Raw genomic sequence first — 12,880 nt, 5'->3', positions numbered from 1 at the left:
CAGGGCTCGGCCCCCGAGGAGTCGCTCCTCGGGGGCCGAGCCCTGTGATGTGTCCGGGGCCTGAGCCGCTCAGTTCACCGCGGTGCCGTCCGTCTCGCCGGTCACCGACGCCGTCTGCGCGGGCAGCGCGTCCGCCGGCTCCACGTCCGGGCCGCCGACCGTGATCCGGGACTCCTGGCCGAGGTTGCGCGTCTCGGCCTTCCGGGCGAGCTGCGCGACCGCCGCGTTGAACTGGTCGATGGAGGCCGGCTCGTCCGGGCCCAGCAGGTAGCGCTTGAGCTCGCCCCGCTCCCCGGCCAGCGGATCGGCCTGCGGGTCGCGGACCGCCTCCAGCAGCTCGGCCAGCCCTGCCGCGTCGTTGGACAGGATCACGGCGGCGCGCACCGCCGTGTTCTGCCGCTTGAACTCCTCCGCCCCCAGCTCGGCGGAGTCGGTGACCGCGTACGGCTTGCCGCTGGCGATGAAGTCGGAGACGACGCTGGAGATGTCGGAGACCATCGCGTCGGACACGTTGAAGCAGTCGTACAGGCGCGGCTGGGCCCCCGTGATGACACGGTGCTCCCAGTCGGGGAAGGAGTTCCAGTACGCGGTGTTCCACTCGGTGCGCAGCCGGGCGGTCTCCTCGTGCAGCGCCACGTCGATCACGCCGTCACGGCTGGCCTCGGCCTCGTCGCCCTTGTCGTTGCCGCCGGTCAGTTCGGCCAGCCGGGCCTCTATACGGGCCAGTTCGGCCCGCGCCCGGTCCTGCGCCGCCGTGTCGACGGTGAAACGGGGGTCGGCGGCGCGCTCGGCCGCGGCCTGCTCGATCAGCGCGGTGATCCGCTCGTGGGCGGCCTTGGCCTGCGCGCTGCGGGTGCCGGTGAAGGGGTGCGGCTTGTAGAGGACGCGGACCGCGGGGTCGGCCGCGATCAGCCGCTTCACGATGTTCTCGCCGGCCAGCAGGAGCGAGGTGTTGCCCGGGTTGTCGTCCCAGCCCTCCCAGGTGGGGGCGTACAGCACCGTGGGGCGGTGTCCCTCGGCGGGACCCGCGGCCGTGGCCTGCCAGGTCTCGATGGGGGCCAGCTGCGGGCGTCCGACCTCGACGATGTCGTCGTCACGGACGCCGACGTCGGCGATGGCATAACGGTCGCGGCCCGCGCGGCCGGCCGTCCACACCTCGTCGTAGACCTTGCTGAACGGGTTGACGCTGGCGAGCTTGTCGCTGTCGCCGTGCCCGATGAAGACGTGCTTCATGGTCGGGACGCGCAGCAGGTGGATGTTCTTGCCGACGTTCGCCGCGTACAGCGCGACCCGCACCGTGGACAGGTCCAGGTTCATCAGGTGCACCCCTCCGGGCACGCAGACGACCGGGACCGTGGTGGGGGCCAGGTTGGCCAGGATGACCCGCTCGCGCAGGATGACCAGCGGCCGGGTGTCCAGCTGCTCCATGGTCTCCAGCCACATGTTGACCTGGTACGCGGAGTCCCTGGAGCCGGAGAAGTACAGCACCGTCTCGGGCCGGTACTCACGCAGCCAGTCGTCGACCGCCACCAGAACCTGGTCGGCCTTCGGCGGTATCCGCCGGCCCCGCACGTAGGGGACCAGGGCCAGTACGTACGCGACGCCCAGGGCCACCGTGATGCCGATGCAGACGAACCCGACGAGGGGCGAGTCGAGGGCCGCGGCGAGGAGTATGCCGCCGACCGCCACCAGGTCGAGGTGGAGCATCTTCTCCGCGGCGCGGTGCGTCAGCACGCGCGGCGGCGCGTCCGGGATCCGGATGCGGGACGCCAGGTCCACGTTGCGGGTGGCCACCGGCATGCGCCGGCGGTTGCGGATCAGCGTGGTCAGCGCGCCGTGCGGGGCCTGAAGGCCGTAGAACGCGATGAAGCAGGCGATCGCCCCGTAGTAGATCAGGTTGTCCGCGAGGGACATCCGGGCCAGCAGCAGGATCAGCAGCAGCTGCCGGATCAGGAAGCGGATCGACAGGCCCGCCCGCACCTTGCTGAGGCGGTTGACCAGGTAGCTGCCCCTGCGGTGCAGATAGTGGTCCGCCAGGTACGTCACGGCGGCCGCGGCCGCGAAGGCGGGGACACTCGGGACGAGCGCGGCCAGCATGAGGCAGGGGAAGCCCAGCAGCATGAGGACCGCCGCGGCCAGCTCGGCCGCGCTTCCCACCCGGGCGACGCGAATAGCGGTGGATATCAACGGAGAAACCTGCTCTTGGAGGGGTGAGTGCCGGTTTGTGCGTGTGGTAATTCGTTGACGACGGATTCAGGCCCCCGCGAACACCCGCGCAAGAACTGCGTAAACGGGAGGCCGCAGAGGCCTGAATTACCGGAGTCTATTTGCCGCCAATTATTACACGCCGTCCTGACGGTCCAGCACCGACGCCAGTGCCTGCTCGAAGCCGCTGGCACGGGCCGCGCCCGCCGTCGGGTCCTGCTGCCGCACGTCGATGACATGACCGGTGAGCTCGGAGAGCAGCACGTCCAGGGACGTACGGGCCACCGCCTCGGAGGACAGCAGGCTGCCCGCCGGCTCCTGGCCGAAGGCCTTGGTCCGCATCGGCGTGGCGGTGCGCTCCGGGTTGACGCAGTTGACGCGGATACCCTCGCCGGCCCACTCGTCGGCCAGGGCCTGGGTGAGGTTCACCATCGCGGCCTTGGTCGAGGAGTAGAGGCTGTACTCGGCGCGCCCCCGGGTGTAGCTGCTGGAGGTGTAGAGCAGCAGCTGGCCCTTGCTCTCGGCGAGGTACTTGTACGCCGACCGGGCGATCTGCACGGGTGCCAGGTAGTTGACCTTCAGCGCCTCCTCGATGGTGGCGTTGTCGGTCTCGGCCAGCTTCCCGATGCGCAGCACACCGGCCGTGTTGACGACGTAGTCGATGCGGCCCGTCTCGGCGTACGCCTTGGACAGCGCGTCGTCGACCTCCTCCGGGTTCTCCACGTGGGTGCCGGTGGTGGAGCGGCCGAGCGCGTACACCGTGGCGCCGTAGGACTCGGCGAGTTCGCAGATGTCCTTGCCGATGCCGTACGAACCGCCGAAGACGACGACGGTCCTGCCGGTGAGCAGCTCGCGGTAGGCAGCCTCCCCCATCTGCTCGGGGGTGGCCGTGGAGGCGAGCTGGAACAGCTTGTCGGCGATGAAGACGTCGACCGGCTGGGTGACCTTCATGTTGTACTCGTCGCCCGCGACGACGTGGATCGGCACGTCGGGCAGGTACTTGAGCACGACCGAGCAGTCGTCCGTGGCCTGGAAGTTGGGGTCGCCGGCGGCGACCTCGTAGGCACGGCGGATCGTGGACAGCTTGAACGCCTGCGGGGTCTGCCCGCGGCGCAGCCGGGCGCGGTCCGGGATCTCGGTGATGAACTCGCCGTCGTCGCCGTGCGTCCGCGTGACGATGATGGTGTCGGCGGACGGGATGGCCACGTCGACGGCCTGGTAGCGCTCCAGGGCGCTCACGCAGTCGTCGATGACGCGCTGGGACAGCAGGGGGCGGACGGCGTCGTGGAAGAGGACGTTGCGGTCCTCGCCCTCGGCCAGGCCCTCGCCGAGCGCCGAGATGGCCCGCTCGGTGGTCTCGTTCCGCGTCGCACCGCCCTCGATGACCCGGGTGACCTTCTTGAACCCGGCCTTGGCGACGATCTTCTCGACGTCGGGCACGTAGCCCGGCGCCATCAGCACGATGATGTCGTCGATCGAGTCGGTGTTCTCGAAGGTGGTCAGGGTGTGCTCGATGACTGCCTTGCCGGCGATCTTCAGCAGCTGCTTGGGGATCGAAAGACCCACCCGCTGGCCGGTGCCACCGGCCAGGATCACTGCGGTGGTACGGGGCTTGGCTATGTGCTGGGACACAGGTGACCTACCTTGGGGCATCAGGGAACTGCAAAATGGTCCCACTTGTGGTTACCGCAATGCAAGGTGAGCGCCCTTCATCGCATATGTGCGCGCCACCTTTCATTCACCTTAGACCCCCGGCGGCCGGACGACGGTTCCCGGGTCGCCCGGATCGTCGCTGTGAGTAACCGCACAGGCGGGAAGCCTGCGACCGCGCGTACGCCGACGGCCGCCGCGGCAACCTCGCTCCCTTCCGGAACGCACGGATCTTCACGGTCCGCAAGGCGAGGCTGCACCTTTTCTTCATATTCGGGGTGCGGCAAAGAGGGAAGCGCCCGACAACAGGAAATTCATCTTGTCCGTTCACCCTTTCCCGAAGAATTCCCCATAAAGATTCGGCGGCTTTTCGGTCTCGGTGAGGAAAACGGGGCGGAGCCCGGGACCGGCACGGTCCCGGGCTCCGCCCTCGTCGAGTGGCGGCCCGACGGCCGGCTGACGGCCGCCAGCCGGCCGTCACACCACGTGAACCCCGGGGCGGCCCGCCTCCACCCGCAGCCGCGCCGGCGTACGGGGCGTGGCCTGCGGCTTCACCACGGTGTCCACCACCCGCACCCGCGCGTCGATACCGCCCCGGCGGATGTCGAACAGGTGGTAGCCGCGGTGGGCGTCGAGCAGCTTCCAGTGCGGGTTGTCCGCGCGCCGCGGGTCCCACTGCTCACGGAAGGCCGCCTGGTCCTGGTCGCCGTTGCTGGAGATGGACGTACCGACGAACTGGGCGCCCACGACCGCGGAGGACGGGTCGGCGAAGTCCTCCTTGAGGTCGCTGATCATCGTCAGATGGCGGTCTCCGGTGAGCACCACGGGGTTGCTCACCCGCCGGAACTCCTGGAGCAGCGCGTTGCGCTCGGCCTGGTAGCCGTCCCAGGCGTCGTAGAACCAGAGCTTGCCCTCGCCGACCTGGAGGTCGGTCTCGGCCATCATGACCTGGGAGGCGATCAGGTTCCAGCGGGCGGGCGAGTGGCGCAGTCCGTCGATCAGCCACCGCTTCTGCGCGGCGCCGAGCATGGTCAGCGACGGGTCCTGGGCGCCCTCCTGGCTGGTCGCCCGGTCGCTGCGGTACTGCCGGGTGTCCAGCACGTTGAGCCGGACGAGCCGGCCGAACTCCAGCCGGCGGTGCATCCGGTGTGCGGGCCGTCGGGGACGGCGCTCGCGCGGACCGGCATGTGCTCGTAGTACGCCCGTCGACTTGCACCTCGGGCTGGAGCCCGAGGATTCTGGCCTTCTCGACTTGTTGCTGTGCCTCTACGCGGCACGGGGTTCGGTCGGGAATCCGTGGCTTCCTGTTTCCTCGCGCTGTGCCAGAACGGGTTCTGGTCCTACCGGCGCTCCGCAGGCCGATACCGCCAGTCCGGCGGCCGTCTTCACGTTGATCGCGGCATTGTGGTCCCGGTCGTGGACGGTGCCGCAGGCGGTACAGGTCCATTCCCGCACGTTCAGGGGTTTGGGCCCGTCTTTGACGCCGCAGGTGGAGCAGACCTGACTCGTCGGCTCGAACCGGCCGATCGTGACCAGGCTCCGTCCGTACCGTTGTGCTTTGTACTCCAGCATGTTCACGAATGAGGCCCAGCCGGCGTCGTGGACGGACTTGGCCAGCCGGGTGCGTGCCAGTTGTGCCACCGACAGGTCCTCCACGGCGATCCCTTGGTTCTCGGAGATCAGCTGTGTGGAGAGCTGGTGGTGGAACCCATGGCGGGCATCGGCGGCCTTGACGTGGGCGCGAGCGGCCTTGAGCCGGGCCTTCTCCCGGTTCTTCGAGCCTTTCTGCTTGCGGGACAGTTCCCGCTGGGCCTTCTTCAGCTTCTTCTCCGCGCGGCGCAGGAACCGCGGGGAGTCGATCTTCGTGCCGTCGGACAGGACCGCGAAGTGGGTCAGGCCGAGGTCGATGCCGATGGTGCGGTCGGTGTCGGGCATCCGGGCAGCGTCGGCGGCGGGGTCGGTGTCGATGACGAAGGAGGCGAAATAGCGGCCGGCGGAGTCCTTGATGACGGTGACCGAGGTGGGGGTGGCGGGCAGGGCGCGGGACCACTTCACCTTCACCGCGCCGATCTTCGGCAGGTTCAGCCGGCCGCTGTCGGTGATGCTCCAGCGGGCGTTGGCGGTGAACCGGACCGACTGACGGGTGTCCTTGCGGGACTTGAAGCGGGGCGGGCCGGCCCTGGGGCCCTTGCGGGTGCCCTTGAGGGAGGCGAAGAAGGTGCGGTAGGCGGTTTCGGCGTCGCGCAGGGACTGCTGGAGCACGACTGCGGAGACCTCGCCCAGCCAGGACCGTTCCGCTGTCCGCTTGGCCTCGGTGATCAGACGCACGGACAGCTCCGCGGCCCTCGGGAACGGCTGCCCGGCCTTACGGGCGTCCTCACGAGCGCGCACCGCGTCGTTGAACACCACCCGCGCACACCCGAACGCCTTGGCCAACGCGGTCCGCTGGCCGGTGTCCGGGTACAACCTGAAGGCGTACCGAAGCCGCATACGAGGATCGTACGAACGAGCCACATCACCTGTCGCCGGGAACATTCGTTGCCTGCCTCACCCCGGGCGACCGCCCCCCGTCCGGCTCCGTCCGGCTCCGCCGGAACGACACCGCGGCGCTCCGCGCCGCAGTCACGAGATTCGCTTCACCATCGGGCTGAAGCCCGATGCACTGCGAATGAAATTCGGTAGCCCGCGGTCAGCCGGTCCACGAACGCGTCGTGCGGCTGTTTGCCGGGGTCCTGCGGGATCTCGCCGGCGAAGTCGTTGTCGATCTCGTGGTCGTCGAAGGTGACCACGAAGGGGGCATGGGCGTGCATCGCCGCGAGGTCCGGGTCGGAGCGGTACTGGGCGTACCGGTTGCGGTACTGGGTCAGGCTGTACGGCTCGCCGCCGCCCTCGTGACGGCGTACGCCGGTCGCCGACGGACTGGACTCGTAGATGTAGTCGCCGACGAACACGACGACGTCCGGGTCCTGTTGCAGCATGTCGGCGTACGGCGTGAAGTAGCCGTGCTGCCAGTTCCGGCAGGAGGCGAGCGCGACCCTCAGGTGGCCGCCCGCGCTCTGCGGGGGGGGGCGCGGTGCGGGTGCGGCCGACCCTCGAGAGCTGTCCGCCGGCGCGGAAGCGGTACCAGTACCGGGTGTCCGGGCGCAGCCCGCGTACGTCGACGTGGACGCTGTGGCCGTGGGCGGGGCGGGCCCAGGCGGTGCCCCGGCGGACGATCCACCTGAAGCGGGAGTCCTCGGCGAGCTGCCACTCGACAGGTACCGTGCGGTCCGGCATGCCCCCGCCGTTCAGGGGATCGGGGGCGAGCCGGGTCCACAGCACGATCCCGTCCGGGTGGGGGTCCCCCCACGCCTTCAAGGCAGTGGGGGAGGGTCGCCGGAGGCGACTCCGAGGCTGAACACCCCGTCGGGCAACGGTTTCCGCTCCGCCGCGCGAGCGGTGGCCGGCAGCCACAGCTGGGCGGAGGCCGCTGCGCCGAGTGCGGCGGCACCGGCGGTCAGAACGCGGCGGCGGTCGGGCGATACTGCTCCGGACATGGGTGGACTCCCCTGCCTCGCATGCGACGTGGACATGGGGAAGTTCTCGGTCCGGAAGGTCCGCGCACTGAACCCGGAGGTGCGCGTGCATGACAATAAAGCGGACAAGAGGAAACCCGCCCCGGCACGGGAACGTCCCGTTGCCCGGGCGGGTCCTGAAGGTGAGCAGCGGGCGACGGACGGGAATGTCCGCCGCCGGAGCTGTCCGGGGTTCCCCTCGGGCCCTTACCGGACCTGAGGGCCCCGCAGGGGCCCTGCGGACCTTACGACTTGTCGCGGAACGGGTCGAAGTCGTCGTACTCCTGCTCGGCCTCGTCCCGTTCGGCCTGCCGGTCGCGGCGGCGCTGGGCGGCCGGGCGGGGCGCCTCGAAGCGGTGGTCCTCGCCGCGCCGGCCGAGCATCTCCGCACCGGCGGTCACCGTCGGCTCCCAGTCGAAGACGACGGCGTTGTCCTCGGGGCCGATGGCCACGCCGTCGCCGGTCCGGGCCCCGGCCTTCATCAGTGCCGCTTCCACACCGAGCCGGTTGAGCCGGTCGGCCAGGTAGCCGACGGCCTCGTCGTTGTTGAAGTCGGTCTGGCGCACCCAGCGTTCGGGCTTCTCGCCACGTACCCGGAACAGTCCTTCGTCCTCGCGGGTGACGGTGAACCCGGCGTCGTCCACGGCCTTGGGCCGGATGACGATGCGCGTCGACTCCTCCTTGGGGCGGGCGGCCCGCGCCTCGGACACCAGCTGGGCCAGCGCGAACGACAGTTCCCGCAGCCCGAGGTGGGCGACGGCGGACACCGCGAAGACGCGGTAGCCGCGGGCCTCCAGGTCCGGCCGCACCATCTCGGCGAGGTCCCTGCCGTCCGGCACGTCGGTCTTGTTGAGGACGACGACGCGGGGACGGTTGTCGAGACCGCCGTACTGCCGCAGCTCCTCCTCGATGATGTCGAGGTCGGAGACGGGGTCGCGGTCGGACTCCAGCGTCGCCGTGTCCAGCACGTGCACGAGCACACTGCACCGCTCCACGTGCCGCAGGAACTCGAGCCCGAGCCCCTTGCCCTGGCTGGCGCCCGGGATGAGCCCCGGCACGTCGGCGATGGTGTAGACGGTCGAACCGGCGGTGACGACACCCAGGTTGGGCACGAGGGTGGTGAACGGGTAGTCGGCGATCTTCGGCTTGGCGGCGGAGAGCACGGAGATCAGCGAGGACTTGCCCGCACTCGGGTAGCCGACCAGCGCCACGTCGGCGACGGTCTTCAGCTCCAGGCCGATGTCCCGCAGGTCTCCCGGCTCACCGAGCAGCGCGAATCCGGGCGCCTTGCGCCGCGCGGAGGCGAGGGCGGCGTTCCCGAGCCCGCCCCGGCCGCCCTGGGCGGCGATGTACGAGGTCCCGTGCCCCACCAGGTCGGCGAGCACGTTGCCCGCCTTGTCCAGGACGACGGTCCCGTCCGGCACCGGCAGGACGAGGTCCTGGCCGTCCTTGCCGCTGCGGTTGCCGCCCTCGCCGGGCTTGCCGCTGGTGGCCTTGCGGTGCGGGGAGTGGTGGTAGTCGAGCAGTGTGGTCACGGACTGGTCGACGGTGAGGATCACATCGCCGCCCCGCCCGCCGTTCCCGCCGTCGGGTCCGCCCAGCGGCTTGAACTTCTCACGGTGGACGGAGGCACAGCCGTGACCTCCGCTACCCGCGGCGACATGCAGCTCGACGCGGTCCACGAAGGTGGTCATGTGGGGTGCCTCCAGAGACAGTCAGGTGTACGTGCGTACGTGTTTCCTGTGTTAACACGCGAAAGGCGGACCCGCCTTCCCGCCAGGGAAGTGAGGTCCGCCTCGCGAAAGCTTCCGATCAGGCGACCGGAACGATGTTCACGACCTTGCGGCCACGGTGGGTGCCGAACTGCACCGCACCGGCCTCCAGCGCGAACAGCGTGTCGTCGCCACCACGGCCGACGCCGGCGCCGGGGTGGAAGTGGGTGCCACGCTGGCGGACGAGGATCTCACCCGCGTTGACGGCCTGACCGCCGAAGCGCTTCACGCCGAGCCGCTGGGCATTGGAGTCGCGACCGTTCCGGGTGGACGATGCGCCCTTCTTGTGTGCCATCTCTCCTCAGTCCCTTACTTCGCAGCCGCGGGGATCTCAGTGACCTTGATCGCCGTGTACTGCTGGCGGTGGCCCTGACGACGGCGGTAGCCGGTCTTGTTCTTGTAGCGCAGAATGTCGATCTTCTGGCCCTTGTGGTGGTCCACGATCTCGGCCTGGACCTTGATGCCGGCCAGGACCCACGGGTCGCTGGTCACGGCGTCGCCGTCGACGACGAGCAGGGTCGAGAGCTCGACCGTGTCGCCGACCTTGCCCGTGGAAATCTTGTCAACCTCAACGATGTCGCCGACAGCAACCTTGTGCTGGCGACCACCGCTGCGCACGATGGCGTACACGCGGATCTCACTCTCACTCGAAGAACGGCACCCCGCAGGCCAGCCACCCGACAGACACACGGGCGACCTCTCCCGAGCCGGTCCATGCACCCGGGAGGAAAAGGTTTACGGGGATGTGGCAGTCCCGATGGACACGCCGACGGTCAAGGTTACGGGGCGTGGCCCAAGGGGTCAAACCGGGCCCGGACCACCGGTGACGGTGCCGGGCATCCGGTGGACGGGGCCCCGTTCGGCGGGTCGGTCCTCGAGCAGGTGGGCGCGCCCGAACATGGTCGCCGCGACCCGCGCGGTCGGCGTGCCGGAGTCCAGATCCGCGCCGGCCCCCCGCAGTACCCCGACCACCTCGTCCGCGCCCTTGAACAGGGCGCCGGCGATGGGGGTCTGGTCCCGGGCGTTGCGCAGATCCGGGTCGGCGCCGAGCCGGACCAGGGCCCGCACGGTGTCGGCGTGGCCGTGGTAGGCGGCGAGCATCAGCAGGGTGTTGCCGGCCGCGTCGCTCACGTCCACCGGCAGTCCGTGCTCCACGAACTCCACCACCTGCTCGGTGCTGCCCTCGCGGGCCAGATCCATGGCGAGGGCCACGACGCGCTCCGTCTGCTCGGGTGTCAGACCGTCCCTGCTCATGCGCATCTCTCCTGGTGAAGCGGTCGTGCTGGTCAAGCGTTCGTGCTGGTCGAGCGGTTGTGCCGGTCGTGCCCGCGAGGGCGTCGGGCGGTGACTGCGCCGTGCCCGGCGCGGGCCACTGTGTGGTCCGGCGCCGGGCACGGTGCGAGACGTACTGCCCGCTCCCTCGAGCGGCCGGGCTCAGAGGCTGCCGGCGGCCAGGGCCTCGATCGCCTTGCGGACGCCTTCGCCGTAGGCCGGGTCGGCCTTGGTGCAGTTGGCGATGTGCCGCGCGACGGTCTGCTCCGACGCGCCGTTGATGGCGCGCGCCGTGTTCTCGAAGAGAACCTGCTGCTGCTCGGAGCTCATCAGGCGGAACAGGTTGCCGGGCTGCTCGAAGTAGTTGTCGTCGTCCTCGCGGTAGTTGAACCGGTCGGCGACGGCACCCACGGCCAGGCTCGGCTCGCGGTAGGCCGGCTGCTCCGGCCAGCGTCCGTACGAGTTCGGCTCGATGCCCGGGGTGGATCCCTGGTTGCCGTCGACCCGCATGGCGCCGTCGCGGTGATAGGTGTTCACCGGGTTCTTCGCGGCGTTGACGGGGATCTGGTGGTGGTTCACGCCGAGGCGGTAGCGCTGGGCGTCACCGTAGGAGAAGAGGCGGCCCTGCAGCATCTTGTCGGGCGAGTAGCTGATGCCCGGAACCACGTTCGCCGGGGTGAAGGCGGCCTGCTCGACGTCCGCGAAGTAGTTCGCGGGGTTGCGGTTGAGCTCCCACTCGCCGACCTCGATCAGCGGGTAGTCCTTCTTCGACCAGACCTTGGTGAGGTCGAAGGGGTGGAAGCGGTAGTTCTCCGCGTCGGCCTCCGGCATGACCTGGACGAACAGCTTCCACTTCGGGAAGTCGCCGTTCTCGATCGCGTCGTAGAGGTCGCGCTGGTGGGACTCGCGGTCCTTGCCGACCAGGGCCTCGGCCTCGGCGTCGGTGAGGTTCTTGATGCCCTGCTGGGTGCGGTGGTGGAACTTGACCCAGAACCGCTCGCCCTCGGCGTTGATCAGGCTGTAGGTGTGCGAGCCGAAGCCGTGCATGTGCCGGTACGAGGCGGGGATGCCGCGGTCGGACATGACGATCGTGATCTGGTGCAGGGCCTCGGGGAGGTTGGTCCAGAAGTCCCAGTTGTTCTCGGCGTCGCGGAGGTTGGTGCGCGGGTCGCGCTTCACCGCGCGGTTGAGGTCCGGGAACTTCAGCGGGTCGCGGAAGAAGAAGACCGGGGTGTTGTTCCCGACCAGGTCCCAGTTGCCCTCGTCCGTGTAGAACTTCAGGGCGAAGCCGCGGATGTCGCGCTCGGCGTCGGCCGCGCCGCGCTCACCCGCGACGGTGGAGAACCGGACGAACAGGTCGGTCTTCTTGCCGATCTCGGAGAAGATCTTCGCGCTCGTGTAGCGGGTGATGTCGTGGGTCACCGTGAACGTGCCGAAGGCGCCCGAGCCCTTGGCGTGCATCCGGCGCTCCGGGATGACCTCACGGTCGAAGTGCGCGAGCTTCTCCAGGAACCACACGTCCTGCAGGAGCATCGGACCGCGCGGACCGGCCGTCAGGGAGTTCTGGTTGTCGGCGACCGGCGCGCCGGCAGCCGTCGTCAACGGCTTCTGGTTGTTCTCGGTCAAAGCTCGCTCCTCGGTGAGTGGTTCTTCGCTTGGATCAAAGCCTGCGGTCCTGGCCGTCCGAGTATCCGCGCAAGCCGCTCCGCGGCCCGCATCGCATACCCTACGTTGGACAAGGTCTAAGTCAAGGCAACTTTCAGAACCATACCTGTTCTTGAGGTGGGTTCCATCGCTGGTTAGGGTGACGTGCATGAGTGATCTCTTGAAGCGGCTTCGGGAACGCGGCTGGCGCCTGACCGCACAGCGGCGCGTCGTCGCCGAGGTCCTCGCCGGAGAGCACATCCACCTGACCGCCGACGAGGTGCACGCGCGGGCGACGGAGCGGCTGCCCGAGATCTCCCGGGCGACGGTCTACAACACCCTGGGCGAACTGGTGTCCCTGGGCGAGCTCCTCGAGGTCTCGACCGACCACCGCGCCACGCGCTACGACCCGAATGCGCGCCGTCCCCATCACCACCTGCTCTGCGACCGCTGCGGAACGATCCGCGACGTGCACCCCACGGGCGACGCCCTCTCGGCCCTTCCGGAGTCGGAACGCTTCGGATACACGGTCTCCGACGTCGAGCTGACGTACCGCGGCATCTGCCCGAACTGCACCGAGTGACCCGTGGCCGGGGCGCGGCCGAAGGCGGCGCCGGCCCGAGGAAGACGCGGGGAGGGGGGGGGGGGGGGGGGGGGGGGGGGGGGGGGGGGCGGGCCCGCCCCCCCCCCCCCCGCGCCCCCCGCCGCCCCCCCCCCCCCCCCCGCCCCCCCCCCCCCCCCCCCCCCCCCCCCCCGGGGCGGGCGCCCCCCCGGCCCCCCCCC

Annotated in this window: 9 protein-coding genes and 2 pseudogenes; 1 reads left to right on the top strand and 10 read right to left on the bottom strand. The window is 69.9% G+C overall.

Annotated features, from left to right (window positions below; all coding sequences use genetic code 11):
- Positions 1–69: 69 nt before the first annotated feature.
- From ACIF80_RS26635 to ACIF80_RS26590, 10 genes and pseudogenes are all read right to left on the bottom strand, one after another.
- Positions 70–2,187: a hypothetical protein gene (locus tag ACIF80_RS26635; protein ID WP_399809330.1), complete on the bottom strand. Its 2,118-nt coding sequence runs from the start codon at positions 2,185–2,187 to the stop codon at positions 70–72.
- Positions 2,188–2,340: 153 nt separating this feature from the next.
- Entirely contained in the window at positions 2,341–3,837 is a 1,497-nt protein-coding gene (locus tag ACIF80_RS26630) for a D-ribitol-5-phosphate cytidylyltransferase (RefSeq protein ID WP_399809327.1), read from the bottom strand.
- Between the two features lie 495 nt (positions 3,838–4,332).
- Positions 4,333–5,069: pseudogene (locus ACIF80_RS26625) on the bottom strand (alkaline phosphatase D family protein); the annotation flags it as partial.
- A gap of 52 nt (positions 5,070–5,121) precedes the next feature.
- Positions 5,122–6,345 (bottom strand): RNA-guided endonuclease InsQ/TnpB family protein, encoded by a 1,224-nt coding sequence (locus ACIF80_RS26620; RefSeq protein WP_399809324.1) that lies wholly within the window; start codon positions 6,343–6,345, stop codon positions 5,122–5,124.
- 185 nt (positions 6,346–6,530) lie between these two features.
- Positions 6,531–7,391: pseudogene (locus ACIF80_RS26615) on the bottom strand (alkaline phosphatase D family protein); the annotation flags it as partial.
- A 263-nt stretch (positions 7,392–7,654) separates the two neighbouring features.
- On the bottom strand, positions 7,655–9,103 hold the full coding sequence (gene obgE / locus ACIF80_RS26610; protein WP_399809322.1) for a GTPase ObgE: 1,449 nt from the start codon (positions 9,101–9,103) through the stop codon (positions 7,655–7,657).
- Positions 9,104–9,221: 118 nt separating this feature from the next.
- On the bottom strand, positions 9,222–9,476 hold the full coding sequence (gene rpmA / locus ACIF80_RS26605; RefSeq protein WP_007449530.1) for a 50S ribosomal protein L27: 255 nt from the start codon (positions 9,474–9,476) through the stop codon (positions 9,222–9,224).
- 14 nt (positions 9,477–9,490) lie between these two features.
- Positions 9,491–9,811, bottom strand: a complete 321-nt coding sequence (rplU, locus tag ACIF80_RS26600; protein ID WP_003976204.1) for a 50S ribosomal protein L21 — start codon at positions 9,809–9,811, stop codon at positions 9,491–9,493.
- Positions 9,812–9,982: 171 nt separating this feature from the next.
- Positions 9,983–10,435, bottom strand: a complete 453-nt coding sequence (locus ACIF80_RS26595; RefSeq protein WP_399809318.1) for an ankyrin repeat domain-containing protein — start codon at positions 10,433–10,435, stop codon at positions 9,983–9,985.
- A 180-nt stretch (positions 10,436–10,615) separates the two neighbouring features.
- Positions 10,616–12,079 (bottom strand): catalase, encoded by a 1,464-nt coding sequence (locus tag ACIF80_RS26590; protein WP_399809315.1) that lies wholly within the window; start codon positions 12,077–12,079, stop codon positions 10,616–10,618.
- Between the two features lie 187 nt (positions 12,080–12,266).
- On the opposite strand from ACIF80_RS26590, the gene ACIF80_RS26585 reads away from it, so the two are divergent.
- Positions 12,267–12,680, top strand: a complete 414-nt coding sequence (locus tag ACIF80_RS26585) for a Fur family transcriptional regulator (RefSeq protein ID WP_399809312.1) — start codon at positions 12,267–12,269, stop codon at positions 12,678–12,680.
- Positions 12,681–12,880: the final 200 nt, after the last annotated feature.

It is taken from the genome of Streptomyces sp. NPDC085927, from assembly GCF_044540975.1.
Classification (GTDB): Bacteria; Actinomycetota; Actinomycetes; order Streptomycetales; family Streptomycetaceae; genus Streptomyces; species Streptomyces hirsutus.
The sequence above is the reverse complement of the archived record's forward strand: the minus strand, read 5'-3'. Positions and strand labels throughout refer to the sequence as shown.

What these genes read in the sequence shown, in the direction of transcription:
- ACIF80_RS26620 (WP_399809324.1), bottom strand. Translation starts at nt 6,345, where the DNA reads ATGCGGCTTCGGTACGCCTTCAGGTTGTACCCGGACACCGGCCAGCGG.
- obgE (WP_399809322.1), bottom strand. Translation starts at nt 9,103, where the DNA reads ATGACCACCTTCGTGGACCGCGTCGAGCTGCATGTCGCCGCGGGTAGC.
- rpmA (WP_007449530.1), bottom strand. Translation starts at nt 9,476, where the DNA reads ATGGCACACAAGAAGGGCGCATCGTCCACCCGGAACGGTCGCGACTCC.
- ACIF80_RS26595 (WP_399809318.1), bottom strand. Translation starts at nt 10,435, where the DNA reads ATGAGCAGGGACGGTCTGACACCCGAGCAGACGGAGCGCGTCGTGGCC.
- ACIF80_RS26585 (WP_399809312.1), top strand. Translation starts at nt 12,267, where the DNA reads ATGAGTGATCTCTTGAAGCGGCTTCGGGAACGCGGCTGGCGCCTGACC.